The organism is Paraburkholderia sp. SIMBA_053 (assembly GCF_046534895.1).
Lineage (GTDB): Bacteria > Pseudomonadota > Gammaproteobacteria > Burkholderiales > Burkholderiaceae > Paraburkholderia > Paraburkholderia caledonica.
Map to the genome: position 1 here is coordinate 153,965 of NZ_JAWRXU010000003.1, position 25,363 is coordinate 179,327.

At 61.6% G+C, this 25,363-nt stretch carries 21 protein-coding genes and 3 tRNA genes; 4 read left to right on the forward strand and 20 right to left on the reverse strand.

Going from position 1 to position 25,363, the window contains the following annotated elements:
• Positions 1–51: 51 nt before the first annotated feature.
• From SB753_RS12690 to ltrA, 9 genes are all read right to left on the reverse strand, one after another.
• Positions 52–564, reverse strand: a complete 513-nt coding sequence (locus SB753_RS12690) for a GNAT family N-acetyltransferase (protein WP_204522233.1) — start codon at positions 562–564, stop codon at positions 52–54.
• A gap of 88 nt (positions 565–652) precedes the next feature.
• Positions 653–1,633 carry a sensor domain-containing diguanylate cyclase gene (locus SB753_RS12695; RefSeq protein WP_410800353.1) on the reverse strand — a complete coding sequence of 327 codons (981 nt, stop codon included), beginning with the start codon at positions 1,631–1,633 and terminating at the stop codon, positions 653–655.
• 132 nt (positions 1,634–1,765) lie between these two features.
• Positions 1,766–2,524 carry a TraB/GumN family protein gene (locus SB753_RS12700; protein WP_410800354.1) on the reverse strand — a complete coding sequence of 253 codons (759 nt, stop codon included), beginning with the start codon at positions 2,522–2,524 and terminating at the stop codon, positions 1,766–1,768.
• A gap of 159 nt (positions 2,525–2,683) precedes the next feature.
• Positions 2,684–2,757, reverse strand: a tRNA-Cys gene (locus SB753_RS12705).
• A 98-nt stretch (positions 2,758–2,855) separates the two neighbouring features.
• A tRNA-Gly gene (locus SB753_RS12710) sits at positions 2,856–2,931 on the reverse strand.
• A 68-nt stretch (positions 2,932–2,999) separates the two neighbouring features.
• Positions 3,000–3,075 (reverse strand) — tRNA-Gly (locus SB753_RS12715).
• A 207-nt stretch (positions 3,076–3,282) separates the two neighbouring features.
• Positions 3,283–3,876 (reverse strand): CDP-diacylglycerol--glycerol-3-phosphate 3-phosphatidyltransferase, encoded by a 594-nt coding sequence (gene pgsA / locus SB753_RS12720; protein ID WP_020069409.1) that lies wholly within the window; start codon positions 3,874–3,876, stop codon positions 3,283–3,285.
• A gap of 117 nt (positions 3,877–3,993) precedes the next feature.
• Positions 3,994–6,213 carry an excinuclease ABC subunit UvrC gene (gene uvrC / locus SB753_RS12725; protein ID WP_410800355.1) on the reverse strand — a complete coding sequence of 740 codons (2,220 nt, stop codon included), beginning with the start codon at positions 6,211–6,213 and terminating at the stop codon, positions 3,994–3,996.
• 209 nt (positions 6,214–6,422) lie between these two features.
• Positions 6,423–8,123 carry a group II intron reverse transcriptase/maturase gene (ltrA, locus tag SB753_RS12730; protein WP_408417347.1) on the reverse strand — a complete coding sequence of 567 codons (1,701 nt, stop codon included), beginning with the start codon at positions 8,121–8,123 and terminating at the stop codon, positions 6,423–6,425.
• Between the two features lie 1,187 nt (positions 8,124–9,310).
• On the opposite strand from ltrA, the gene earP reads away from it, so the two are divergent.
• From earP to SB753_RS12750, 4 genes are all read left to right on the forward strand, one after another.
• Positions 9,311–10,549, forward strand: coding sequence for an elongation factor P maturation arginine rhamnosyltransferase EarP (gene earP, locus SB753_RS12735; protein WP_410800356.1), 1,239 nt, complete (start codon positions 9,311–9,313; stop codon positions 10,547–10,549).
• Positions 10,550–11,009: 460 nt separating this feature from the next.
• The gene (gene efp, locus SB753_RS12740; RefSeq protein WP_020069404.1) at positions 11,010–11,567 is read left to right on the forward strand and encodes an elongation factor P; all 558 of its coding nucleotides are present in this window, start codon (positions 11,010–11,012) and stop codon (positions 11,565–11,567) included.
• Positions 11,568–11,828: 261 nt separating this feature from the next.
• Positions 11,829–12,035 carry a CsbD family protein gene (locus SB753_RS12745; protein WP_020069403.1) on the forward strand — a complete coding sequence of 69 codons (207 nt, stop codon included), beginning with the start codon at positions 11,829–11,831 and terminating at the stop codon, positions 12,033–12,035.
• A gap of 369 nt (positions 12,036–12,404) precedes the next feature.
• A complete protein-coding gene (locus SB753_RS12750; protein WP_088173633.1) occupies positions 12,405–13,784 on the forward strand; it encodes a sigma-54-dependent transcriptional regulator in 1,380 nt (459 codons plus the stop codon).
• Between the two features lie 141 nt (positions 13,785–13,925).
• Here the strand turns inward: SB753_RS12750 and nagZ are convergent, their stop codons facing one another.
• The 11 genes from nagZ to SB753_RS12805 form a co-directional block, all read right to left on the reverse strand.
• Complete coding sequence (gene nagZ / locus SB753_RS12755) at positions 13,926–14,954, reverse strand: beta-N-acetylhexosaminidase (RefSeq protein ID WP_088173492.1); 1,029 nt, start codon at positions 14,952–14,954, stop codon at positions 13,926–13,928.
• 84 nt (positions 14,955–15,038) lie between these two features.
• Complete coding sequence (gene acpS, locus SB753_RS12760; protein WP_020069400.1) at positions 15,039–15,464, reverse strand: holo-ACP synthase; 426 nt, start codon at positions 15,462–15,464, stop codon at positions 15,039–15,041.
• 20 nt (positions 15,465–15,484) lie between these two features.
• Positions 15,485–16,249, reverse strand: coding sequence for a pyridoxine 5'-phosphate synthase (gene pdxJ / locus SB753_RS12765; protein WP_020069399.1), 765 nt, complete (start codon positions 16,247–16,249; stop codon positions 15,485–15,487).
• Entirely contained in the window at positions 16,246–17,163 is a 918-nt protein-coding gene (gene recO / locus SB753_RS12770; protein ID WP_087752805.1) for a DNA repair protein RecO, read from the reverse strand. The genes pdxJ and recO overlap by 4 nt, the downstream gene beginning before the upstream one ends.
• Complete coding sequence (era, locus tag SB753_RS12775) at positions 17,150–18,049, reverse strand: GTPase Era (RefSeq protein ID WP_027804855.1); 900 nt, start codon at positions 18,047–18,049, stop codon at positions 17,150–17,152. The genes recO and era overlap by 14 nt, the downstream gene beginning before the upstream one ends.
• A gap of 52 nt (positions 18,050–18,101) precedes the next feature.
• On the reverse strand, positions 18,102–19,454 hold the full coding sequence (gene rnc / locus SB753_RS12780; protein WP_204522240.1) for a ribonuclease III: 1,353 nt from the start codon (positions 19,452–19,454) through the stop codon (positions 18,102–18,104).
• A gap of 186 nt (positions 19,455–19,640) precedes the next feature.
• The gene (gene lepB / locus SB753_RS12785; RefSeq protein ID WP_204522241.1) at positions 19,641–20,534 is read right to left on the reverse strand and encodes a signal peptidase I; all 894 of its coding nucleotides are present in this window, start codon (positions 20,532–20,534) and stop codon (positions 19,641–19,643) included.
• Positions 20,535–20,552: 18 nt separating this feature from the next.
• Positions 20,553–22,346, reverse strand: a complete 1,794-nt coding sequence (gene lepA / locus SB753_RS12790) for a translation elongation factor 4 (RefSeq protein WP_020069394.1) — start codon at positions 22,344–22,346, stop codon at positions 20,553–20,555.
• 150 nt (positions 22,347–22,496) lie between these two features.
• A complete protein-coding gene (locus SB753_RS12795; protein ID WP_087752808.1) occupies positions 22,497–22,760 on the reverse strand; it encodes a glutaredoxin family protein in 264 nt (87 codons plus the stop codon).
• Positions 22,757–24,283: a DegQ family serine endoprotease gene (locus SB753_RS12800; protein ID WP_020069392.1), complete on the reverse strand. Its 1,527-nt coding sequence runs from the start codon at positions 24,281–24,283 to the stop codon at positions 22,757–22,759. The genes SB753_RS12795 and SB753_RS12800 overlap by 4 nt, the downstream gene beginning before the upstream one ends.
• A 35-nt stretch (positions 24,284–24,318) precedes the next feature.
• The gene (locus SB753_RS12805; RefSeq protein ID WP_410800357.1) at positions 24,319–25,362 is read right to left on the reverse strand and encodes a MucB/RseB C-terminal domain-containing protein; all 1,044 of its coding nucleotides are present in this window, start codon (positions 25,360–25,362) and stop codon (positions 24,319–24,321) included.
• Position 25,363: the final 1 nt, after the last annotated feature.

Genomic DNA, 25,363 nt, shown 5'->3' on the forward strand with positions numbered 1-25,363 from the left:
CGCCGGCCTCGCGCTGATGCCCGGCAGTCACCCAGGCACGCCGATGCACGCTCAGACCGAACGCATCCACACGTGGGGAATGCCGTCCTCTTCGTGAATCTCGGACACTGGCGCAAACCCAAAAGCGCCGTAGAAGCCTTGCAGATGTGCCTGCGCGTGCAAGCGGATCGGCGTGCCAGGCCACTGCGTGCGGATATGCGCTATCGCGCGGTCGAGCATCGCATTGCCGAGACCGATGCCGCGGAATTCCGCGGTAGTCAGTACGCGGCCGATTCGAATATCGCCGTCGTCGGCGTCGGGTAGGAGCACGCGCAGATAGCCAGCGAGCGGCGGTCGCGCGGCGCCCGTGGTTGCATCGTCCGTTGCGCCGAACGCGAGCAGATGCCATGCGTCGAGATCGAGACCGTCGATATCGCCATACAGGCAGTTCTGCTCGATCACGAAGACAGCGCTGCGCGCGGCGAGCATCGCGTAGACCTCGGCGCTCGTGAGTTCATCGAACGCCTTCCAGCGCCATTCGAGTTGCGCGAGCCTCGCGGCAGCGGTGTGTTGCGGTTCGGTCATGACAGGTTTTTGGAATGAAGCGCGCCGTCACCGACGGCGGCGAATGCACAATGATGCCGCGCGTCGCGGCACCGGAATAGTCAACCGCTTAAGCGCCTCGCGCGGCGCGCACCTTCGACGCCTGCTTATGGCTGTACATCGCGGCGTCGGCTGCGGTGAGCAATTCGGCGATGGAACCGTGCCGTCCGGCGTCGTACTGGATCTGCCCAACGCTAAAGCGAATCCGATAGCCGCGCTGATCCTGCGCATTGCGCTCGTCGAGCAAGTGCGTAAGACGCTCCGTCAATTCGCGCGTGGCGGCTTCGTCCGCGTCGCTGAGCAACGCGACGAACTCGTCGCCGCCGAGCCGCCCGATCACGTCGCTTTCGCGCAGCGCGGTGCGCAGTATGTCGGCAAAAGTCTTAAGCGCACGATCGCCCTCGGCGTGACCGAACGTGTCGTTGATTTGCTTGAAATCGTTGAGGTCGAAAAACAGCAGCGACGCCGGCTTGTTCAGGCGCTTGCAGACATTGAGCGCATGCTGGGCGAGCGCGGAGAATCCACGCCGGTTGGACAGCAGCGTGAGGTCGTCCAGCGTGGCGAGCTGCACGGCCGCCAGTTCCTGTTCGGCCATGCGCGCGAGATCGCGCAGCAGTTCGCGCTCTTCATCGTCGAGTTCGCGTGGCTTGACGTCGATCAGACACAACGTGCCCAGCTTGCTGCCGTTGGGCACCGTCAGCGGACAGCCGGCATAGAAGCGGATATTGGGCGCTTCGGTTACGAGCGGATTGTCGTGGAAGCGGTCGTCGGCCAGCGTGTCGGGCACCGTGAGTATCTCGTCCGACACGATTGCATGCGCGCAAAACGAGACGTCGCGCGACGTCTCGCTCGCCGACAGGCCCACGCACGACTTGAACCATTGCCGGTCTGCATCCACGAGGCTTACCAGCGCGATCGGCACACCGAACAGACGCTTCGCGAGTCGCGTCAGGCGGTCGAAACGCTCTTCGGGCGAAGTATCGAGAATATTCAGCGCGCGTAACGTCTCCAGACGCGTGCTTTCATTGCCGGGAATGGGTGGCAGATGCATGGGGTGTCCTCTGAAACCATCGCGTGAAACAGCGAGTAGTGATCTGGTGATTCCTGAGTGATTTTTTGAGCGATTCGAGGCTTCTCGATCTGCGATTTTACGCGGGCGCACAAGTTCCCCATAGCGCCCTAGCTACTCGCCGGCAAACACCGGTTCGACGGATCGTGCGAGACGTTCGACGAGGTTGCCCGGTCCGCATAGATGAAGCGCGCCGACCACGACCAGAGTTCGTTCAGGCCGGGCGAGCAACTCGTTTATGCGCGCGGCCCACATGTGATTGCGCCCGTCCAGAATCGTGCGTCGAATATCGGGCAGATTGAACATGGGTGACTCGACGGCGATGCGGTGCACGGCTGACAGATCTCCGTCGAGCCACGCTTCATGCATGCGCTCGACCGTGCGCTGCGGCTCGCTGATGTCGGCCATGAGCAACTCGAGTGCCGCGGCGACTGCATCGAGCGGAATCGATTCGAGCGCGCCGGCGACCTCCTGCGCTGTCTCCAGGAACTCATAGGCTTTGCCCTCGCCTGTCGCCCAGCGCAGCATGCGCGGTTCGACGCCCTCGACGAGCTGCTGAAACAACGTGGGCGCAATGATCAGCGCGGCCCACGGACGCAAATCGGCGAGCGGCGTGAGCGGGCCGTCAGCGGGCCAGGCCGCTTGCAGACGAGTCCAGGTGTCGACGGAAAGGAAAGGCGCGAGGCTTTGCGCGCCACGCAGCGGATCGGCTTTGAGGAAAGGAAGAATGGTCGGCGCGTCGGATTCGAAGACGAGCGCCTCGGCCCAGTCATATGCTTGCTCGATCCACGGCGGCGTTCTGCGGCTCGACGCGGGAAAGAGATGCATGGAGCCAAGGAGGCGCACATTCGTGCCGGTGATGTGTAGGTACATGCACGCTGGGTGGCAAGGAACAAACGTGCATTGTGCGCCATATCGTCCGCGCGGCGCAGCACGTCCGCAGCACGTCGATATGCACGAGCCCGCACTGGATTGCGGACGCGGAAAAAAGAAAAGCCCCGACATGGCGGGGCTTTTCTGTACTTCAACTACTGGAGGCGCGAGCCGGAGTCGAACCGGCCTAAACGGCTTTGCAGGCCGCTGCATAACCGCTTTGCTATCGCGCCGCAAGCGGATTGGAATCTAGCTGCAGATTCGCTGATTTGTCTCGTGGACAACCATCAGTCCACCAAACAAAAAGGGAAGCGTTGCTTCCCCTGATGTATGGAGCGGGAGACGAGGCTCGAACTCGCGACCTCAACCTTGGCAAGGTTGCGCTCTACCAACTGAGCTACTCCCGCATTGCACTGCTTCGCAACGCCTTGCACTTCTGAACTACATTACTGACCAACGCGCTGCTTCAAAAATCTGGAGCGGGAGACGAGGCTCGAACTCGCGACCTCAACCTTGGCAAGGTTGCGCTCTACCAACTGAGCTACTCCCGCGTATTGCTGCTTTTGTGCTGCTTAAAAAGGCCTACTTCGCCTTTCTTCCTTCTACTGCAACCGACGTTTCGAACTGCGTGCATCGGAGAAACGAGATTATGGAGAAACGACCGAAACGTGTCAACCCCTTTTGCCAATCTCTTTAACTGAACAGATTTCACTCATGACGTTCCCGCGGATCGCGTTCAATGCGAGCGCGCACGGCGCTCAGGCAGCCCCGCTGCGCTCGCGAATTTGCGGCCATGCGAGCTTCATGTAATACAGCATGGACCAGATCGTCAGGAATGCCGCGAGATAGATTAGCCACAAGCCCCACGTTCGTGTGTCGATCGTCACGCCGCCGCCGAAGGACAACGGACCGTTGAACAGCAGCATCGGAATAGCCACCATCTGGCAAACGGTCTTGAATTTACCAAGCGAATTCACGGCCACGCTCTTCGACGCGCCGATCTGCGCCATCCACTCGCGCAGCGCCGAGATCGCGATCTCGCGTCCAACGATCACGAGAGCAATCGCGGAGTCGATTCGGGCGAGTTGCACGAGCACCAGCAAGGCGGCGGTCACCATCAGTTTGTCCGCGACCGGGTCGAGAAACGCGCCGAACGCCGACGTCTGATTCCATTTGCGGGCCAGGTAGCCGTCAAACCAGTCGGTCAGCGCAGCGAGCACGAAGATCGTTGCCGCCGCGAGATTACGGTGCGGGGGACTCATCATCATGTCGGGCAAATAAAACACGCCGACGACCAGCGGAATCAGAACAATCCGCAGCCAGGTCAGGAAAATCGGGAAATTGAACGGCATGGGCAGGCGCAGCGTCTGACGGGAGAGATGCAATTGTGCCGTGTCGCAGTGCGTGCCACAAGCAAAGCGGCGCCGGGAGCGACGCGCGCACCGCTTGCGCGACCGCCGCACCGCGATTCAGTGCAATTGCCGATAGATCTGCTCGGCGAGCGCCTGGGAAATTCCTTCGACGCTCGCAAGATCTTCGACGCTCGCCGCGACCACGCCGCGCAGTCCGCCGAAGCGCGCCAGCAGCCGCTGACGCCGTTTCGCCCCCACGCCTTCGAGTTCTTCGAGCCGCGACGTCTGACGCGTCTTGCCGCGTTTTGCGCGCATGCCGGTGATTGCAAAACGGTGCGCCTCGTCGCGGATCTGCGCGACCAGCATCAACGCCGCGCTTTCCTTGCCGAGTTCGAGTGGCGTGCGGCCGTCGGCGAAAATCAGGGTTTCGAGGCCGACCTTGCGCCCCTCGCCTTTCGCGACGCCGACCAGCATGCCCGTATCGAGCCCAAGCTCGGTGAACACCTGCCGCGCGATTTCCACCTGACCCTTGCCGCCGTCGATCAACACGATGGTCGGCAAGATACCTCCCGACGCGACCGGTTCAGCGGCCTCGGGCGTGAGCGACGGGTCTACCGCCGCATCGCTTTGCAGATCGACGGCCTCATCGGCGGCATTCGCGGCAGCCTGCGCGACCATTTTCTCGTAGCGGCGCGTGAGCACCTGGCGCATCGCCGCGTAGTCGTCGCCGGGCGTGATGCCAGTAATGTTGTAGCGGCGATATTCCGATGACTGCATCTTGTGATGGTGATACACGACGCACGACGCCTGCGTCGCCTCGCCCATGGTGTGGCTGATGTCGAAACATTCAATGCGCACGTGCGCGAGGTCGTCGCACTCCATGCCGAGCGTGTCGGTAAGCGCGCGGGTGCGTGCCTGTTGCGAGCCTTGCTCGGACAACAGTCGTGCGAGCGCGAGCCGCGCGTTCTGCTCGGCCATCGCGAGCCACGCGCGTCGTTGCCCTTGCGGCTGACGCAGCACGGTGACCTTGTGGCCGGCCTGCTCGATCAGCACGTCGACGAGTTCTCGCGTGGCAGGCGCGTGGCTGACCACCAGCACGGGCGGCACGCGATTGCCGAGATAATGCTGCGCGATGAACGCCTCGAGCACTTCCGATTCGATGCTGCCCGACGCGCTGTTCTTGCGCGGCTTCGCCGGTTCCGAACTGGAATCGGGGCTGGCATCTAGCGCGGCTGCGTCGCCCGCGTCACTTGCGTCGTCCGCGAGGTCGTCGTCATCTTCCGGCGGCATTTCCTGTGCGATTGCAAGCGCGTCCGCGGTGTCCGACGATAGTTTGTCGCCGCCTATATCGCCAAGCGCGTTTTCCGCAGAAACCGAACCTGCATCCGACGCGACGTCGACCAACACGTCGTCGTCGCCGTCCTCTTCGAGACCACCCTCTTCCGCCGTCAACGCACTTTCAACGTGCGCGGGGAAATACGCCTTGTCGCCGAGGTGCCGGCCGCCGCGCACCATCGCGAGATTCACGCAGACGCGCCCGCCCAGAGCGACCACCGCGAGAATATCGACATCGCTATCGCTACCGACTTCAATGGCCTGCTGATGCAGCACCGTCGACAGCGAACTCATCTGATTGCGCACGGCCGCAGCCTGCTCGAACTTCAACTCGCTCGCGAACGCATGCATCTTCTGCTCGAGTTCCTTCATCACTTCGCCCTGACGGCCGAGCAGAAAGCGCGACGCATTCGCGACGTCGCGCGCGTAATCCTCTTCGCCGATGTTGCCAACGCAAGGCGCCGTGCAACGGCCGATCTGATGCAGCAGGCACGGCCGCGTGCGATTGTTGAACACGGAGTCTTCGCACGTGCGCAACTGGAATACGCGCTGCAGGATCTGAATGCTCTCGCGCACCGCCCACGCGCTCGGAAACGGACCAAAATACTGGTTCTTGCGATCCACCGAGCCGCGGTAATAGGCCATGCGCGGAAACTTGTGGCCGGTCAGCTTCAGGTACGGATACGACTTGTCGTCCCGAAACAGAATGTTGTAACGCGGCGCGAGCGCCTTGATCAGATTGTTTTCCAGCAACAGCGCTTCTGCCTCGGAGCGCGTCACGGTCGTCTCGATGCGCGCAATGCGCGTCACCATCATCGCGATGCGCGGTGACAGCTGCGTCTTCGTGAAATAGCTCGAAACGCGCTTCTTGAGATCGCGCGCCTTGCCGACGTACAGCACCGCGCCGTGCGTGTCGTAATAGCGGTAGACGCCAGGCAGATGCGGCAATTGGGCGAGCACTTTTTTCGGCTCGAAAGCGATGTTTGCTTCGGGTTCGGTCATGCAGGATCGGCTGATGGAACTGTCTCGCGGGCGGTCGCCCCGTCTGGCCTCGTGTGGCCGCATCGGTTTCGCGCTCAAAGAAGTCCGGCGCGAGGAGATCGAACGGGTGCTTGTCGGGTAGCCCGACTTTCTTGCGAAAGCCGGGCCCCCCGAGAACCGTACGTGCGAGTTTCCCCGCATACGGCTCAAATCTACAAACAAAGTTCTGTCTATGACAGAACCGGCTTAGTTACAACCAGCTTACCAATGTGCACTTGCTGGTGGCAGTACGGGTGGAGCAGCACCCGGTTGGACAGGGCGTCGGTACCGCCATGCATCCGATATTCCAGATGATGGTCGTGCCAGCCCGTTTCGTCCGTCAGCGCACAGCCACAATGCGCGCATAGCCCGCCTTGTGACATGTACAGCGTCGCCCACTGCTTTCGGTAGCGCATTTGTTCCCACATGCGCCCCTGCCGCAAGGTTTCGCCATATTGCTCCCATGTCGGATCAAAAGGATTGAACTCGCCCTTGATCCTCGTGTGCCGTTTGATAGCCATACCGCTCAGCTGGTATAGCTCATTCAGCCCCCAACTACCGTCTTCACGTTCCGTACGAACCGCAAACACCCAGTGCCGAGCACCGATCGAGTGAAAGTACTTCTGCTTCACCCATACGGCGCTCTTTTGCGGGTGCCTCCGCTTCGACCACCGCCAGAGCTTCCGAAAAATCAGATGCTCCATGCGGCTGTACGTCTGCTTGGCCGAGACCGGACGGTGGTACTGCGCCCATCCGCGCAACATCGGGTTCAGCAGTTGGATCAGATCCCCCTGCTTTGCCGTTTTGTTGCTGCTGATTGTTTCCGCCACCTTGCGATAGAACGCTTGCGCGTTCTTCTTGCTTGGCTTGATGAGCAACTTTCCCGAGTACTTCCGGAAATTCCACCCAAGGAAATCGAAGCCGTCGTCGATATGGGTAATCCGCGTTTTTGCCTCCGACAGTTGCAGCCCCCGAACCGCAAGGAACGCTTCCACCCAAGGCCTGACCACGTGTTCCAGTATCTCTTTCGAGTCGCCGGTGATCACGAAGTCATCCGCGTATCGCACCACATTGACCTTCAACTTCTTGGCCTTCACGAGCCCGAATTTCGCACCAAGGTGCGCAACCAGTTCACGTTCCAGCCCGTTCAGCGTCACATTCGCCAGCGTCGGGGAGATGATCCCTCCCTGCGGCGTACCAGCCTCAGTCGCCTGTAGCTGACCCTTGTAAATCAGGCCAGCCTTCAACCACTTCCTTAGAATTTCCCTGTCCATGGGGACATGGTTTTCCAGCCAGTCGTGGTTGATATGGTCAAAGCAGCCTTTGATATCCGCTTCCAGTACCCATCGGGACGAATCCTTCCGGGACGTGCAAGCGCGTACCTGACCCATAGCATCAGCCGTCGAGCGATTTATCCTGAACCCATAAGAGTTTGGGTCGCTCGTCGATTCCGACACCGGCTCCAGAGCCAGCAGATACAGGGCCTGCATCGCCCTGTCCCGCATGGTCGGAATGCCCAGTGGGCGCTCCTTTCCATTGGCTTTGGGGATAAAGACTCTCCGTAATGGCAGGGGCTTGTATCCACGCCGCTTCAACCTGCCGACAGCAAGCCATCGGCTCTCAGGCGAATCCCACAGTTCGCGATCGACTCCAGCCGTTCGCACACCCTGGTTCTGCGTAACACGTCGTACCGCATACAGCTTCGCGGACAACGTGCGAGTCAGCATCCGTTGCAGGGCTTTCACCCTGCGCCAGTCACTTTCCCGCGTCGCCTTCGCAATTCGAATCTGCATCCCTCTCACGTTCCGTTCAACCCGACGCCAATCGACGGCGTGCCAGTTGTCCGGCGCGTGGGAAAGCGCAGACCCGGTCTTTCGACCAGATACTTTCATGCTGCTCTCCTACTTGGAAGAAGTCCCCAGGTAGAAGGCGCATCTCCCCCAAAGGGGCAGACACACCCCTCTGGGGAACAACAGACACCTCAACAGGAACGCATGCGTCCCTATCTCGGACAAACACCTCAGTACGAGCGCATGCACTCGCACCTAACCAAGTTACAGAGGGTAGTCAGCCGCCCTGCGACGGTAGACCAGACGGAAGTCTGCCCGCTTTCGCGTGGAGTAATGTCTAAACTCCTATCCGGGCCATTACAGCCCGACATTCGCTTTTTCCGTCCTCCCATACCTGCACAATCAACAGCGTCCCTTGCGGTTCGCCTGCCAGCCAAACGATGGCTGGCAACCATACAGGCTTACCACGTTCCCGGCATGTCACACGACTGACGTAGGTTCCGCCTATCCCCCGGTGGCTTGACAACGACGTAGCCCAAATTCTAAGTGGGCTAACCAGCCACGTACCTTTTTGGTTAGAGCCCGATGTTCAAGCAGCTTTGGCTCCTCACTGGTAACGAGGTTTATCAGCAGTTCACATACGTTAACCCTATCAGCCAGCCTAGCTCCTCGACCCCATTGCTGCTAGGAGTGTCCAGACCAATCCCTCGCGGGAATGGCCTGCCCGAAACATCCGGGGGCTACATTGTCAGAAGAGCTTCACACCCCACCGTTGTCAGTGACGCATGTCTTCCTAGGCTACTGCTGGTCGTACAGCAGGTTCACTATCCTCGCCGTGCAACTGACGAGGCCAAACAATGACACGCCGAGCTTTTCGCTCGTATCGGTTCGCGAATCCGTTGCCGATGACGGCGCAGGAATTGCATACATCACTCCGCCCAGTCGGCGGAGATGAAGCCGCTGACTGGGCGGGACCTGACGGTAATCAGGTCAATACAATGCGAGCTCTCGGAGAATGTGCTTCGCCGAGACTCGTATGGACGAGACCCGGCAAACATCTACCGGCTCTCGCTTCGCTACAAGAGATACCCCACTTCTGAGCAGTTGCGTCGAGGGACTCGCGCCCCTTCCCGATGCTCCGCGTGATATCTTCGCGACTGGTTAGGCTCATACAGACGCCTCCTTTGCCGCTAGTCGATGCCCCTTACGTTGGGGCTACCCGGACACGAGCGTGCGTGTCGCACTAGAATCGCCAGTTTAGAACATTCCGCGTCCGCCCGAGCCCGCCGATGCCCTCCACCGCGCCGCCATCCGACCCAGCCGCCGACGCAGCTGCCGACGCAGCTGCCGATCCAAGCGCCGCTGCGCCTCGCGAACCGTCCGCAGCGATCGCGAGCGACATTTTCTGCGCGGTGATCGACAATTTCGGCGATATCGGCGTGTGCTGGCGCCTCGCGCGTCAGCTCGCGAGCGAGCATGACTGGCAAGTGCGAGTCTTCGTCGACGATCTGCATGCGTTCCAGAAACTGTGTCCGTCGCTCGTGCTCGATCGTGCACGGCAGACCGTCGACGGGATCGTCGTCGAACACTGGCACGCGCCGACGCACGCCGGCGACACGCTCGAAGTGGCCGACGTGGTGATCGAGGCGTTCGCCTGCGAACTGCCGCCCATTTACGTGGCTGCGATGGCGCAGCGCAAGCGCCCGCCTGTTTGGATCAACCTCGAATATCTGAGCGCCGAGGACTGGGTCGCGGACTTCCACCTGCGACCGTCGCCGCATCCGCGCTATCCGCTCGTCAAGACGTTCTTCTTTCCCGGTCTCGGGCCGGGCACCGGCGGCGTGCTGAAGGAGCGGAGTCTGGATGCCGCACGCGCGGCGTTCGAGGCGTCGCCCGCGGCACGAGAAGCGTGGTGGCTGCGAGCCGTGGGACGCGCGCCGCCTGTCGGGGCGACTGTCGTCTCGCTATTCGCCTATGAGAATCCGGCAGTCGACAACCTGCTCGAGCAATGGCGCGATAGCGTCGAACCTGTGGTGCTGCTTGTGCCCGAGGGCCGCATCTCCGGCGCGGTCGCGCGCTTTTTCGGAATGCAGTCGTTCAGCGCTGGCGCCCATGCGGAGCGCGGCGGATTGAGCGCACATGGCCTCGCGTTCACCGAACAACCCGGCTACGACGCGCTGCTGTGGGCAAGCGACATCAATTTCGTGCGGGGCGAAGATTCGTTTGTGCGCGCGCAGTGGGCCGCCAGGCCCTTCGTCTGGCACATTTACCCGCAAGCGGACGACGCGCATCTGCCGAAGCTCGACGCCGCGCTTGAACACTACGGCCGCACGCTTCCCGTCGATGCCCGCGCCGCGCTCGCGCGCTTCTGGCACGCCTGGAATGGCGTCGGCGAGCCGGACTGGGCGGCGCTGCGCGACCACTACCCGGCGCTGCAGCGGCGCGCGGTCGGATGGGCCGGCGAACTCGCGCGAGTCGGCGACCTCGCCGGAAATCTGGCCTTGTTCACAAAAAGTCAGTTAAAATAAGCGGTTATCCAACGGCCGACGACGCAAGCGCGGCCCGATCGCAGCAAAAATCCTGGATTCAGTTGGCCTCGGTTGGCCTCAGTTGGCTTTTAGTCTCCGGCTTTTAGCCGGTTCCCCCGACATCGAAAGATGCAAATGCGATGCTTCACGCAAGCCGCATGTAATCGGTGGAGAAACGGCGGAGTAAAGCGCACTTCAGGAAATACGCTGCAGACCGGCGCCACTCGTGTACACGCCCGCATCGGGTAAAAAGCAGGTAACGGATTTGCGGGAATTGCGGAACGCGTCGCATCGGCTACGCCACTGGAACCCTCGCAGCAAGTCAACCGCGCTTCATGCACCGCTTCTCGCCGGGCCGTCTCATCGCGGCGCGGCGCAAAGCGCAGGAAACGTCGAAGCCGCTTGCGCCGTATGCCGTTGAGCACAAGTTGAAGCTACTTATTTCGTACAGGACAGTTTTATGAAGACCGCACAGGAACTCCGCACCGGCAACGTCGTGATGATCGGCGCAGACGCAATGGTCGTGCAAAAGGCCGAATACAACAAATCGGGCCGCAACTCCGCCGTCGTCAAGATGAAGTTCAAGAACCTGCTGACCGGCGCAGGCATGGAAAGCGTATACAAGGCAGACGACAAGTTCGACGTCGTCGTGCTCGAGCGCAAGGAAGTGACGTACTCGTACTTCGCCGACCCGATGTACGTGTTCATGGACGCCGACTACAACCAGTATGAAGTCGAAGCCGAAATGATGGGCGACGCGATGAACTACCTCGAAGACGGCATGACTTGCGAAGTCGTGTTCTACAACGAGAAAGCCATCTCCGTCGAACTGCCGACCACGCTGGTCCGCGAAATCATCTACACGGAACCGGCTGTCAAGGGTGACACGTCGTCGGGCAAGGTGCTGAAGAATGCCAAGCTGAACACCGGCTTTGAACTGCAAGTGCCGCTGTTCTGCAACATCGGCGACAAGATCGAAATCGACACGCGTACGCACGAGTATCGTAGCCGCGCATAACCGCCGGCAAGCTGCCCCGCCAGCGCGACGCAACGCGCGCTGGCAAAAATGAAAAGCGCCCAATTGGGCGCTTTTTCTTTTTTGTGCCGCCGAGTATCGTTGAGGAAAACTTTACCGGCAATTTTGTCCAAATTTCCGGTTGCAGCGTTCGATGTTGCCGTGTGGGCCAATGTAAGCCCTTGATATGCCAAGCCAAAGCGCGTTGGCATAGCTCATGCTAGAGACCCCATACCCAATACCTCTCGACTCCGGAGATGCGAGATGAATAACGACATCGCAGAAGGCAAGTGGAAGCAACTGGTCGGCAAGGCAAAGGCTGCATGGGGCGAACTGACCGACGACGAACTCACCAAGGCCGAAGGTCGCGCGGACCGTCTCGCGGGCCTGATTCAGGAACGCTATGGCAAAACGCGCGAGGACGCGGAGCGCGAAGTACGCCGCTTCTTCGACAGCAATCGGGATATCTGACAGCAAAAACAGCAGACGCGAAGTAAGCGTCGGCGCCCTTGCAGCGTTGCATAGTGACCGCGGGATGCCGGCGAATAGAACCAGGCGGGCCGCAGCGCTAACCAGCGCGCGGCGAATCGCCCGCTGAGATACAGAAAAGGACCAGAACTACGTGAGTCGACTCGCCGCCCGCTTCGCCCGGCGTCATGAATGCCGGGTATCGCGGTCATGCCGACCGGGAGGCCGCTTGCGCGCCGCCCGGCTGATGCTGACTTGCGTGGCGACGCATCCGACCGACAGTACCGGCCAGCCATCGTGCCCGCTTCGCCGCGCTGCGGTTCAGGCGCAGAAAAAGCGGCTATTTCATCCATTTATAAAGTTGCGCTCGCCATGCCACACGCTCTGATTGTTGAAGACGACCCCAATAGCCTGTCGGGCCTATCCGCGATTCTTGCCGCGGATGGTTTTTCCGTCGACACCGCGACGACCATTGCCGAGGCGCGCGCCGCGCTGACGCGCTTCATCCCCGACGTTGTTCTGGTCGACCTGAATCTCCCGGACGGCAGCGGGCTCGATCTGTTGCAGCATCTGCCCGCGCATCCGCCAGGCGGTGCACTGCCCGTGATCGTCATGACCGGCAATGCGACCGTGGAAAGCGCGATCGAAGGCTTGCGGCATGGCATCTGGGACTATCTGCTGAAGCCGGTCAACATTCCGCGCCTGCGCAGTCTGCTGGCGAGAATTCCGCGTCCGTATGAGTTGACTGAAGAAGTGCAGACGCTGCGCGCATCGTTGCGCCAGCTTGGGCGCTTCGGCTCGGTACTGGGTCGCAGCGCCGCGATGCAGCACGTGTACGACACGATCGAACATATCGCACCGACCGAAGCGGCCGTCCTGATTTCAGGCGAAGCCGGGACCGGCAAACAGGTGGCCGCCCAGACGATGCACGATATGAGCCGGCGCCGCAAAGGCCCGTTCGTCACGCTCGATTGCCGAAGCGCGGCCAGTTCGCAGTTGCGGTCGCTAGATAGCGTGCTGTTCGGCCACGAACGCGGCGCGTTTAGCGGCGCCGATCAGCGCGAGCCTGGCCTCTTCGAGCAGGCGAGCGGCGGGACGCTTTTCATCGACGAGATCGCGGAGTTGCCGCGCGCGCAGCAGGAAGCACTGCTGCGCGCGCTGGATTCGCAGACCTTCATGCGGGTCGGCGGCACGAGTCAGGTCGTGACCGATTTCCGGTTGATCGCGTCGACGCGCAAGCCGCCGCGCGCTGCGGTCGCAGACGGCAGCCTCCACGAGGACCTCGCGCTGCGTCTCGAAGCCGCAGCGGTGACGCTGCCGCCGTTGCGCGAGCGCGACGAAGATCCTGCGCTGATCGCGCAGGCGATTGTCGACGACCTGAATCACGACGCCGCCGCCCGCGGCGTATCCGACGTCGCCAAACAGATCGGGCCCAACTTCCTGCGCGAATGCCTGACATACGAATGGCCGGGCAACGTGCGCGAGTTGCAGGACCGCGTGCGGCGCGCGTACCACGCGTCGGGCGACGTGCTGGAGTCGTTGCGCGCCGACGAAGCGGGCTCTGTCAACGGTCGCGATCTGAATGGCAGCCGCGTTCAGGTCACGGTCGGCACTCCGCTCGCCGATGTGGAAGAAATGCTGATTCGCGCGACGCTCGACGCGGTAGGCGGCACACGCCATCGGGCGGCGTCGCTGCTGGGCATCAGCCCGAAGACGCTGTACAACAAACTGCAACGGATGCGGCTGAACTGACCCCCCGCTTCGCTTTGCAAGTCGAACCACTCGCAAAGCGGATCGGGGCGGCGCACATCACATGCACGCGCGCAGATGGCCAATGAACAACGGCGCCTCAAGCGAGGCGCCGTTGGTTTATCTACTGTCTTCGCGCGTCGCTCAGGCGAACACGCTGCGCAGCAAAGCCTGCGCTTGCAGATATCGCGGCTCCGCCACCAGCTTGCTCCACTTCAGCGCCTTGTCGCGCGGGCGCATGCGCTTAAGCCGCTGCTGCGATTCCTTCGATGGCGTAAAGCGCAATTCGTCCAGCACCTGTTCGGCCTTTTCCGGCTGATTGCAGATCAGCACCATGTCGCAACCGGCCTGCAGCGCGGCAGTCGCGCCTTCGGTGAGCGTGCCGCCCTGGCGCGCGGCTTCCATCGAGAGGTCGTCGCTAAAAATAGCGCCTTCGAAGCGCAGCTTGCCGCGCAGAATGTCCTGCAGCCAGATGCGTGAAAAACCCGCCGGCCTGGAGTCCACCTGCGGATAGACGACGTGCGCCGGAATGACCGAGCCGAGCGACAGCCCAAGCCAGTCATATGGCGCTACGTCGTCGCGCAGAATCTCGTCGAGCGAGCGTTCGTCGACGGGCATCGCGACGTGCGAATCCGCGTGCGCAAAACCATGCCCCGGAAAGTGTTTGCCACAGTTGCTCATGCCGGCGAGCGCAAGACCGTGGTTGAGGTTTTTCGCGAGCATCGCCACGACGCGCGGATCGCTATGAAACGCACGATCGCCGATTACCTGCGACTGGCCGTAGTTCAGGTCGAGCACCGGCGTAAAGCTCATGTCGATGCCGCAGGCGCGCAACTCCGAAGCGAGGATATAGCCAACTGCGGTCGTGACCTTGGTGGCATGCATAACGTCGCTGTCCCACAGCGCGCCGAGCTTGCCCATTGCGGGAAGCACGGTGAACCCGTCGGTTCGAAAGCGCTGCACACGTCCGCCTTCGTGATCGACTGCGATCAGCAAGTCCTCGCGAATCGCGCGAATCGAGTCGGTCAGCGCAATCAGCTGCGCCCGGCTCTCGTAGTGGCGCGCGAACAGAATCACGCCACCCGTCATCGGATGGGCGAGACGGCGCTTGTCGTCGTCGTTCAGCGTCTTGCCGACGACGTCGAGCATCACCGGTCCGGGATTGGTTTTCATTGATTTTCGCTTGAAGATTGCGTGAAGCAAGGAGATACGCGACCGCACGGGCCGCGTTCACAATTATTTCTGGTTAGCCGCAGCTCAAGAGTCGGAGCCGTTCGCCTCTTGCGCTTGCGCACTTTCGGCAATCACGAACGACACGGCGTAATCGCGCTCGTCGGTGATCGTGACGCGCGCCGTGATGCCGCGCGCCTCGAGCCATTCGGCTAACTCCCCGGACGCGACCACCATCGGTTCGCCGCTCGGCTTATTGAGCGTTTGCAACGCGCGCCATGTCATGGGCCAGTGCATGCCGAGACCGATTGCCTTCGAAAACGCCTCCTTCGCCGAGAATCTCGTGGCGAGGAATGCGAGCCCGCGCGCGGCAGAACGGGCGTTGCGCGCGTGGTAGACACGCAGTTCGTCCGGGCCGAGTACCTTCTCGGCAAAGCGGCCGTTGGTGCGGGTCATGACCGCGGCCACGCGACTCACCTGAACGATGTCTGTACCAATACCGTAGATCGCCATAGGGGGCCGGCCCTTACGCGTTACGCACGTGCGCCGAGACGGGCGGCGACCATGATCGCCTTCATCTCGCGCACCGCGTTGTCCCAGCCCGCGAAAATCGCATGGGCGACGATCGCGTGACCGATATTCAGCTCGACGATGCCGTCGATCGCCGCGATCTGCTGGACGTTCGTGTAGTGCAGGCCGTGGCCCGCGTTCACCTTGATACCGAGCGTCGCGCCGAATTCGACCGCGCGAACCACGCGCTCGAATTCGCGTTGTTGTTCGGCTGGATCGTGCGCCTCGGCATAACGTCCGGTGTGCAGTTCGATTACCGGTGCGCCGGCTTCGTGCGCTGCGCGGATCTGCGTCTCGTCCGGATCGATGAAGAGCGACACGCGTGAGTTCGCGTCGGCCAGTTGCCTGCACGCAGCGCGCACGGCCTCGAACTGACCGGCGACGTCCAGACCGCCTTCTGTCGTCAATTCCTGGCGCTTTTCCGGCACGAGGCAAACGTCATGCGGTTTGACTTCGCAGGCGATGTCGAGCATCTCCTGCGTGACCGCGCATTCGAGGTTCATCCGCGTCTTGAGCAGCGGGCGCAGCGCGCGCACATCGGCGTCCACGATATGGCGGCGATCTTCGCGCAGATGCAGCGTGATGACGTCGGCGCCGGCTTCCTCGGCCATCAGCGCGGCGCGGATCGGGTCGGGGTACGAAGTGCCGCGCGCGTTGCGCAGCGTGGCGACGTGATCGATGTTCACGCCGAGATCAATCACATTCGGCGACGTTAGAAAGAAGCTCATAAGTTCTGCAAGTCGATCAGGATCTGGCGCGTCGCGAGCGGCGTGCCGCCAAGATAAGTGTTGAGCAGAAAGCGCATCAGCGTTTTGCTTTGCGCCACCGTCTGCGCCCGATGGTAATCGTCCTTTTCCATATCGAGCAAGGTTTGACCTGCAATCACCGGCCACTGCGACGGCAGATCGTCGGATGCTTCGCGCACGCCGCGCTCCGGATCGAACACATAGCGGCTGCCGGCTTCCACCGCTTTGCGCGCGACGGTGCGATCGAGCGCCATCGCGTAACCTGTTTCGCGCAGCAACACGCGCTCGAACGAACGCAGCACCTGGACCGGTGGCTCGTCGTGCGCGAGACGCGTCATGGTGACGACATAGTGATGGAACAGTTGCGGATGCGGATCTTCGCGCGCGCAGAACTTCACGAGGAGTTCATTCACGTAGAAGCCGCACAGCAGCGCGTCGCCTGTCAAAGGCAGCATGCCGCCCACCCACTCGGCGCCGGTCAGTGTACGTACCTCGCCTCTGCCGGACCACGACAGCGCGAGTGGCTGGAACGTCTGCAGCACGCCGCGCAACGCGGAGTGCGGACGCTTCGCGCCCTTGGCGACGAGCGCGAGGCGACCGTGATCGCGCGACAACACGTCGATGATCAGACTCGTCTCACGATACGGATAACTGTGCAGAACGAAGGCGGGCTGCTCGGCGATCCGGTATTCGGAAGCCGATGCGGAACCGCGTGAGGACCGGCGAGCCGGCGCCTTGCGAGGCGCGTCATCGGGGCCGGTGTCGGAGGTGCTTTTAGTGGAAGATTTGCGGCTGGAGCGAGCCGGTTTTGACGGCTCGCGTGACGGCGCAGCCGGCTCCGAGTCGTCCGGATCCGTGTCGGAATTCAGCGTGACCCACGCGTCATTCGTACCCATACGCACGAAGTCCTGCTTCGTTGTCGGCCCAACCGCTCTTCACCTTGATGAAGGTTTCCAGATAGATGGGTCCGTCGAACAGCTTCTCCATGTCGAGGCGCGCCTCGGTGCTGATCTGCTTCAGCTTTGCACCCTTCTGGCCGATGATCATGGCCTTGTGCGTGTCGCGCTCGACGAGGATCGTCGCGAAGATGCGGCGCAGGCGTCCTTCGGTTTCAAACTTGTCGATTAGCACGGTGCTCGTGTACGGCAGTTCGTCGCCGGTCCAACGGAAAACTTTCTCGCGCAGAATCTCGGCCGCGAGAAAGCGCTCGCTGCGATCAGTGAGATCGTCTTCGCCGTAAATCGGTGCGCCTTCCGGCAGATACGGCTTGACGGTGGCCATCAGGCGCTTGATGTCGTCCGGGTTCTTGGCCGACAGCGGCACGATCTCGCTGAACTGGCGCAGCGCGCTCACCTGCTGCATGAACGGAAACAGCGAGTCTTTATCCGACACACGGTCGAGCTTATTTGCAATCAGCAGCGTGGGTACGGAAGGCGGAATCAGGTCGAGCACTTTCTGATCGTCCGGGCCGAAACGGCCGGCTTCGATCACGAACAGGATCGCATCGACGGAAGTCAGCGTAGAAGTCACCGCGCGGTTCAGCGAACGGTTCAGCGCGCCGCTGTGCTTGGTCTGAAAACCGGGCGTGTCGACGAAAATGTACTGGACGTCTTCGAGCGTATGGATGCCGGTGATGCGATGGCGCGTAGTCTGCGCCTTGCGCGACGTAATGCTGACTTTCTGGCCGACCAGCGCGTTCATCAGCGTGGATTTGCCAACGTTAGGGCGACCGACGATCGCGACCATGCCGCAGCGGAAACCAGTGGGAGTGGGAGCGTTCATATTGGGCTACGGCAGTTTCGGATCGACGCGCTCGGGTGGCGCACCGGGGCAATCAATGGCCCGCGTCGGCGACGCGCGTTTGTACCGCGTCGGCTACGCCGGGTTCGTTTTCGGTGGGGGCCCCAGCGTTCGTCACGGGCGATACGGCGTCGGACGCCGGCTCGCGACCGCGGGGCGGTTTGTCTACGTTGCGGACGGCGGACTCTGCCTTTGGGTCGGTGGGCTTCGGGTCGACCGGCTTCAGGTCTGCGGACGAGGCGCTGGCGGTTTTCGGGTCGGCGGTTTTTGACTCTGCTGGCTTGGCCTCGGCCGACTTCGCGTCCAGTTTGTCCGCCGGCTTGTCCCCTGCTGATCTTTCCGCCGATTTTTCGCCAGACTGCGCTACGGCTCGGTCCGATTTCTCGAACTTTTCCGCCCTGTCGGCTTTCTCCAGTCGCTCGCCCTTGTCGCCACGTTCGACTCTTTCAGGGGCGCTGTACTCGACGTGCGCCGCGCGAATCACCGCCAGCGGCGCAGCCGCAACCGCAGTCGCCAACGCGCTGCGCTCCGCTGCGGGCTCTGTTCCGGACGTTACCCGCGGTTCTCCTCTCGCCGCGCCACGCTCGCTCTTACGATCCGGGCTGCGCAGGTCGAGCGCGGTCTGAACGCCAGTCACGCCGGGAACGATCTCAAGCTCGACGTTTTTCGCGGCCCGGGCGCCTTTTGAGCGCTTCGACTTGCCGACGACGGCAGGCGCGGCGGCGAGGACCTCGTCGAGCGCTTTTTTGGCCGCGGCCTGCTCAGCCGCGCGCCGACTGGCGCCCGAGCCAGAAACCTTCACGTCCAGCTTCGGCACCGTACATTCAACCTCGAATTGCTGATTGTGCGCCGCACCATGCGTAGCCACGACGGTGTACGTGGGCAACGCGATCTTGTGACCTTGCAGATATTCCTGCAAAAGCGTTTTCGCATCTTTGCCGAGCGTACGCGGGTCGATGTGATCGAGGATCGGCACGTAGAGCCGCTTAATGACCGTCTGGGCGGCTTCGAAACCGCCGTCGAGGAACACTGCACCCAGCACCGCTTCGAGCGTGTCAGCAAGGATTGACGGCCTACGGAAGCCGCCACTGCGCAGTTCGCCCTCCCCGAGCCGAAGTCCTTCGGAGATATTCAGGGCCTGAGCGATTTCGTAAAGCGATTGCTGTTTGACCAGATTAGCGCGAACGCGAGACAGGTCGCCTTCGTCCAGCTTCCCGAAACGTTGGAACAAAAGCGCAGCCACCGCGCAATTCAGAACGGAATCGCCTAGAAATTCGAGCCGTTCGTTGTGCGTGGAACTGTGACTGCGGTGTGTTAAAGCCTGGCGCAGCAATTCCGCATTGCGAAATTCGTAGCGCAGACGGCTTTCCAACGGAGATGAGGGCATGGGCAGAGTATAACGCGGGCGCCGGGCCGGGCGAAAACGCGGCCGGCCCGACGGGAAAAGCGTGTGAAGCGACGTTAGAGGACTTTATGTAGCGATAACGCGCGGGCGCCCGCAGGGTCGTTCACGTGATCGCTGATCTTTGCTAAGCGATCACGTTCGCAGCACGTCATGCAGTCGGCGAAAAACTTACTGGAACAAGCCGATGCGCTTGAGATTGCTGAAGTTCATCCAGATGAAAAACGCGCGGCCGACAATATTCTTGTCCGGCGCAAAACCCCAATAACGGCTGTCGGCGCTGTTGTCGCGGTTATCGCCCATCATGAAGTAATTGCCCGGCGGCACTTTGCAAATCACGCCGCGCGCGTTGTATGTGCAGTTGTCGCGATACGGATAATCTTCTGCGCCGACGATAAACGGCGGCACCGCAGGATTGTTCAAAATTGCGTTCTTGCGGCCGTCGAGGTTTTCCTCGAACTGTTTCGCGTAGCCAAGACGCTCCTCGTCGAGATAATCGGGCAGCGGCGTTTCAGGCACCGGCTTGCCGTTGATCGTGAGCTGCTTGTCCTGATACGCAACCGTGTCGCCCGGCAAGCCGATCACGCGCTTGATATAGTCGACCGACTCGTCTTTCGGGTAGCGGAACACCACGACGTCGCCGCGCTGAAGCGGCCGGCCCTCTGTGATTTTCGTATTGACGATCGGCAGCCGGATACCGTAATCGAATTTGTTGACTAGGATGAAGTCGCCGACCAGCAGCGTTGGCACCATTGAGCCAGACGGAATCTTGAAAGGCTCGACAACAAACGAGCGCACCACGAAAACCACCAGAATCACCGGGAAAAAGCTCGCGGAATATTCGAGCCACCACGGTTGGCGCAGCTTGTCGTCACGCAGACGCGCGCGCGTCTGCGCGGCGTTTTCGTCGGCGAAACGCTCACCGATACGTGCCTGCTGACGGTCGAACTCAGCGACCGCGGCTTCCGCCGCGCGCCGCCTTTGCGGCATGAACACCAGTTTGTCTGCGACCCATGCGACGCCCGTCAAAACGACGAGCACAAAAAGAATCAGCGCAAAATTCATAGGGTTCCGTTGTTCGTCTTATTTGTCTTCGACACGCAGGATGGCGAGGAAAGCCTCTTGCGGAATCTCGACGGACCCCACTTGCTTCATTCGCTTCTTGCCTGCCTTCTGCTTTTCCAGCAGCTTTTTCTTACGTGAGATATCGCCGCCGTAGCATTTTGCCAGCACGTTCTTACGCAATGCTTTAATGTTTTCGCGCGCGATGATGTTCGAGCCAATCGTGGCCTGAATCGCAACGTCGTACATCTGGCGCGGAATCAGTTCGCGCATTTTCGCCGCGACTTCGCGGCCGCGGTACTGGCTCTGCGAACGGTGCACGATGACCGACAGCGCGTCCACCTTGTCGCCGTTGATCAGCATGTCGACCTTTACCACGTCGGACGCACGATATTCCTTGAATTCGTAATCCATCGACGCGTAACCACGCGAGATCGATTTCAGCCGGTCGAAGAAATCGAGCACGACCTCGCCCATCGGGATCTCGTAGGTCAACTGCACCTGACGGCCGTGATACTGCATGTTGATCTGGTTGCCGCGCTTTTGCGTACACAGCGTGATCACCGAACCGACGTAATCCTGCGGCATGTACAGGTTCACGGTGACGATCGGCTCGCGCACTTCTTCGATCTTCGAGGGCTCCGGCATCTTGGCCGGATTTTCGACCATGATGGTCGTGCCGTCGCGTTGCAGGACTTCGTACACGACGGTCGGCGCCGTGGTGATCAGGTCCATGTCGAACTCGCGTTCGAGACGTTCCTGTACGATCTCCATGTGCAGCAGACCCAGGAAGCCGCAACGGAAACCGAAACCGAGCGCCTGCGAAACTTCGGGCTCGTACTGCAGCGATGCGTCGTTCAGCTTCAGCTTTTCAAGCGAGTCGCGCAGCGCGTCGTACTGGTTCGCTTCGACCGGATAGAGGCCGGCGAACACCTGTGGCTTCACTTCCTTGAAGCCCGGCAACGGCTCGGCAGCAGGCGCGTTCACCAGCGTGACGGTGTCACCCACCTTCGCCGCGGCCAATTCCTTGATGCCGGCGATGATGAAACCCACCTGCCCCGCCGACAACGATTCGAGGTTCTTGGACTTCGGCGTGAATACGCCGATGTGTTCGACCGGATACTGCGCGCCGGTCGCCATCATGCGGATTTTGTCCTTTGGACGCAGTGTGCCGTTGACGATACGCACGAGCATCACGACGCCGACGTAGTTGTCGAACCACGAGTCGATGATCAGCGCCTGCAACGGCGCTTCCGGATCGCCCTTCGGCGGCGGCACTTTGGCGATCAACGCTTCGAGCACGTCTTCCACGCCCTGGCCCGTCTTGGCGCTGCAATGCGTGGCGTCGGTTGCGTCAATACCGATTACGTCTTCAATCTCCGCGATTGCGTTCTCGGGATTCGCGGCCGGCAGATCGATCTTGTTGAGCACCGGAATGACGTCGACGCCGAGTTCGATTGCCGTGTAGCAGTTGGCGACTGTTTGCGCCTCCACGCCCTGGCTTGCGTCGACAACCAGCAGCGCGCCTTCGCACGCGGACAACGAGCGGCTGACTTCGTACGAGAAGTCGACGTGCCCCGGCGTGTCGATCATGTTCAGGTTGTAGACCTTGCCGTCGCGGGCGCGATAGGTCAGGGCCGCAGTCTGTGCCTTGATAGTGATGCCGCGCTCGCGCTCGAGGTCCATCGAGTCGAGCACCTGAGCTTCCATCTCGCGGTCGGACAAACCGCCGCAAATCTGGATGATGCGATCGGCAAGCGTCGACTTGCCATGGTCGATGTGCGCAATGATCGAGAAGTTACGAATATGATCCATTCAGTGCCGATCAAGCAAAAAAGGCGCGCTCGGACAATAGCGGAGCACGCCTTGTAAGTAGGTGAAAAACTTATCTATTTTAGCCGAAAAGGCCGGTGCCCGGCGGATCTTGCAGGGCCTGGATGCAGAGACCTTCGACGAAAGACCGGCTCAGGAGGCCGCAGCGGTGCGGGCAGCCAACGCTTCACGCACCCGCGATTCGTCGAGACGGTAGTGACAAAGCTCGATTCCGTCGCACAACAGAACGGGTACCAGCTCGTTGTATCGGGCTTCGAGCGAGGGATCGCTGTCGACGTCGATGACTTCTACTTGCGCGCCGAACTCGGCCAGCAAGGGCTCGAGCGCGGCGCGCATGTCGTCGCACAAGTGGCACCACGCGCGCGAATAAAGCGTGAGCGGCGCCACCGTTGTCATTTCTGAGCGCTGCGCGGGCGAATCGGCACGAACTGGGTGTTCTCGCCGCGACGCACCAGCAGTGCGACCATCTTCTGCGAGTCCAGATGCGAGGTCAGTTCGTCGAACTGCTTCGCGCTCGTGATATCCGTGTCGCCCACACGCAGGATGATGTCGCCCTTTTGCAGGCCGACGCGTGCCGCCTGACCGTCCGCGGCGTCAATCTGCACACCGTTGCGCAGTTTCAGCGCCTTCAGCTGATCGGACGGGATGTCGCTGACGGCCAGGCCGAGCGCATTCGTGGCCCGCTGCTTCGGCGCCTGCGGCTTGCGCTGATCGGCCTTTGCGGTCTTGTCCGGCTGCATCTCTGCGATCGTGACCGGCAACTCGCGCGTTTGGCCCTTGCGCCAGACCGTAATGGTCGCCTTCGTGCCCGGCTTGGTATCGCCGACCATGCGCGGCAAGTCAGTAGCCGTATCGACCGAATGACCGTTGAACTTCAGGATGATGTCGCCTGGCTGCACGCCTGCCTTGTCCGCCGGACCGCCCGGCTCGACGCTGCTGACAAGCGCGCCCTGCGACTTCGGCAGACCGAGCGAATCAGCGACGTCTTTGGTCACTTCGCCGATCGCCACCGCGATCCGGCCGCGCACCACCTTGCCGGACGCTTTCAACTGGTCGGCCACGCGCATCGCTTCGTCGATCGGAATCGCGAACGAAATGCCCATAAAGCCGCCGGTACGGCTGTAGATCTGCGAGTTAATGCCGATCACTTCGCCCTGCATGTTGATGAGCGGTCCGCCCGAATTGCCCGGATTGACGGCCACGTCGGTCTGGATGAACGGCAGATAGTCGCCCGTGTCACGCCCTTTCGCGCTGACAATGCCGGCCGTCACCGTGTTTTCGAGCCCGAACGGCGAGCCGATTGCGACCACCCACTCGCCCACGCGAACCTTGTTCGAGTCGCCGATGGTGATGGTCGGCAGATTCGCCGCGCTGATCTTCACGACCGCGACGTCGGTGCGATCGTCCACGCCGATCAGTTTCGCCTTGAATTCGCGCTTGTCGGTGAGCGTGACGTAAATGGTGTCCGCGTCGTCGATCACGTGCGCGTTGGTCATCACGTAGCCGTCCGCCGACAGGATGAAGCCCGAGCCGACGCCGCTGTTCTGTTCAGGATCGTTGCTGTCCGGCGTGTCCTGGCTGCCACCACTACCGCCGCTGCCGCCATGGCCGCCATTGTCCCCGCCGCGCGGCGCGCCGGGAGATTGCGGCGACTGCGGCATCGGAATGCCGAAAAAGCGCCGGAAGAACTCCGACATGTCGCCGTCGTCCATGCCGGGCGGCAAGCCGCCGCGTGCACCGCTGTTCGTCACGCGCGTGGTCGTGCGAATGTTGACGACCGCCGGACCGACTTTGTCGACGAGGTCGGTGAAGTCGGGCAGATTGGCTGCAGAGGCCGCTGACGCCGTATGCGGTGCGAACGGCAAACATGCCGCCACCACCGCGGCCGCGAGGAATTTGCGCACCGAGAAAGTCGTCATATCGTAGGAAGCCGAGGGATTCAGGATTCGGAGGATTACTTCGGAGCCTTGTATTCTATGGCAGACGCGAATTGCTGCAACGTGGTCTGGGGCACTTCTCCGAGCAGGGTAATCCAGAAGTCGCCGCGGCGCTTGACTAGTACGTGCGTAGCACCGGTACTGCCCGCGCCTTCCTTGCGCGTGTTGTTTTCAACCGGCTCGATGAACACCGAGATCGCGGCGAGACCGTCGGAGAACACGGCCTGATCCACAGGAATGGTGGGCTGGCCTGCTTCGCGCGCCGCCATTGGGCGGCGCAGTTCACGGATCTTGCGAAAGCCCGGCACCGTCACGCCGAACTGCCAGCCCTGCGCGGCCATATCGACCGGTTCGATAGGCGGATGCACCACCGTCCAGCCCGCGGTATTGCGAATACCGTTGACAATGCCCGCCTTGTCGACGGGCACGCCGATGCGAATCTGCGAGAACGACAGTTGTTCGAGCACCTGACCGCTTGGATCGAGCGTTTGTGCGCGCAGCAGCAGGCCGGTTTTCTTGTCGGCCCACAGTTTGTAAGCGAATCGGTAGGCGTCTTTCGGATCGAGCTCGATGACCTGACTTTCGATGCCTGCAACGCGGTCGTCGCCGAGCAGTTTCGGCTCGTACACCGACAGGACCTGCTCGCCGCTTATGGCAAGCAGCGCGGGGAAGGAGTCTTTGTTCTGGCGCTTTTCGACAACGCACAAATGCCGTTCCGGCACGAACGTATACAACTCCTCGTTGTGACGAAGCATCTTGCGTGGCTTGCCGTCGAGGCTTTCCAGCTGTTCGAATTCGCCGTCTGCCTTCGTCGCATAGTGCGCGATCCGCGACGTCTGGACGAAATTGCCCCGCTGATAGACAAACGCGCCTTCGTAGTTCTGTTGCTGCGCAGCCTGATGGATGCGATCCAGCAGATCGGCAGCGGTGCGGCGGGCGACGAGCGGGTCGTCGGTTTGTGCAAAAACCCGCGGTGTAGCGGACAACAACACGGCTGCGCAGAACAGAAATGCCGGCAGCCGCCCCCAGATAGTCGTTATATTCAACCGCGGAGTCTGCATC